Annotated in this window: 2 protein-coding genes; one reads left to right on the top strand and one right to left on the bottom strand. The window is 39.4% G+C overall.

The annotated features are described in order from the left end of the window. A partial coding sequence (locus tag PENNN9_RS12150) for a queuosine precursor transporter (RefSeq protein WP_058369914.1) occupies positions 1 to 515 on the bottom strand: 515 nt, incomplete at its 3' end. 320 nt (positions 516 to 835) lie between these two features. Here PENNN9_RS12150 and PENNN9_RS12155 point away from each other — a divergent pair. Further along, positions 836 to 1,411, top strand: coding sequence for a TerD family protein (locus PENNN9_RS12155; RefSeq protein WP_058369915.1), 576 nt, complete (start codon positions 836 to 838; stop codon positions 1,409 to 1,411). Positions 1,412 to 1,481 lie beyond the last annotated feature (70 nt).

A 1,481-nucleotide genomic window follows, 5' to 3' on the forward strand; every position in this document is an offset into this window, starting at 1 on the left:
TTATAAAAGGCGATAGCAAAAAAGCAAAAGCTATCGACCAGATTACCAATAAACGTCGATACTAAGGGCGCAATCCACCAAATACTCAGGCGGCGTAACCTATTAAACACTTGGATATCTAACAGCTGGCCGACGACATAAGCGCTAAAGCTTGCAAGAACAATGCGAAAGACAAATAGATTAAAATCTAGCAGATGTTCATGGCCAACAAACTGACCATTTGAAAACACCACTGAAAAATAATAAGAAATCACCAGCGCAGGCAGCATAGCAAAGAAGATAATGCGTCTAGCGAGATTTTGACCAAAGATACGCACGGTCAAATCAGTAATTAAAAAGATAAAAGGAAAGGTAACGGCGCCCCATGTAGTGATAAAACCAAACAGCTCAACAGGTATCTGCACCAAGTAGTTACTAATAGCGATGATAAAGATATGCAAGCTGACAAGCCAAAATAGAGCACGGCTATAACGAATGGGTTCAATGGGGGTTGTCAAAACAGTACTGATAGTCATAAAGCGGCCTTTTTTTACATCAGGGTAGAGGGAACCTGAGCGCGCTATTATAAATCATAATCAAATAAATAGCCAAAATGAGCGTGATATCGTCATAAAATCATTTTTTTATAAATAGAAAGATATATGTCATATAGTCACACAAAATTCGCCTTGCTTAGTAGGCAAACGCTTAGTATAGTAAAACGTAATGATATGCAGGACATGACATACAGGTAGATATATTCGATATTCATGCTGCTTGTTAAATTACTGCATGATTTTTATTGTATTTGTTCGACTCTTTAATCCACTTAATTATTAATTTAAAGGATATTTATATGGCTATTAGCTTAACAAAAGGCGGCAACGTAAACCTATCAAAAGAAGCGCCAGGCTTAACCAATATCACAGTTGGTCTTGGCTGGGATCCACGCGCAACCGACGGTCAAGAGTTTGATCTGGATGCTATTGGCTTTTTGGTCAATGAATCAGGCAAAGTACGTAACGATCAAGACTTTATCTTTTTTAATAACCTAAAGTCGGATAATGGTGCTGTTGAGCATACTGGCGATAACCGTACTGGTGAGGGCGACGGCGATGATGAACAAATCAAAATTAACCTTGCTAGTATTCCTTCTGATGTCAGTAAAGTAGCCATTTGCGCTATCATCTATGAAGGTCAAAACCGTAATCAAAACTTCGGTCAGGTTGGTGAAGCTTATATTCGCGTTGTCAACGACACTGGTAATTCTGAGGTGGCTCGTTATGACTTATCAGAAGACGGTAGCACCGAAACAGCGATGATCTTTGGTGAGCTATATCGCCATAATGGTGATTGGAAATTCCGCGCTGTTGGTCAAGGCTTCAGTGGTGGTTTAGGACCATTAGCTGCCTCTTATGGTGTCAATGTTTAATCATTGATTTTAACCATTTATGAGTAAACGTAGTCAATCAGACGTCTGATTGTATTCACCCCTAAGCCAT

It is taken from the genome of Psychrobacter sp. ENNN9_III, from assembly GCF_001462175.1.
Lineage (GTDB): Bacteria > Pseudomonadota > Gammaproteobacteria > Pseudomonadales > Moraxellaceae > Psychrobacter.

What these genes read in the sequence shown, in the direction of transcription:
- PENNN9_RS12155 (WP_058369915.1), top strand. Translation starts at nt 836, where the DNA reads ATGGCTATTAGCTTAACAAAAGGCGGCAACGTAAACCTATCAAAAGAA.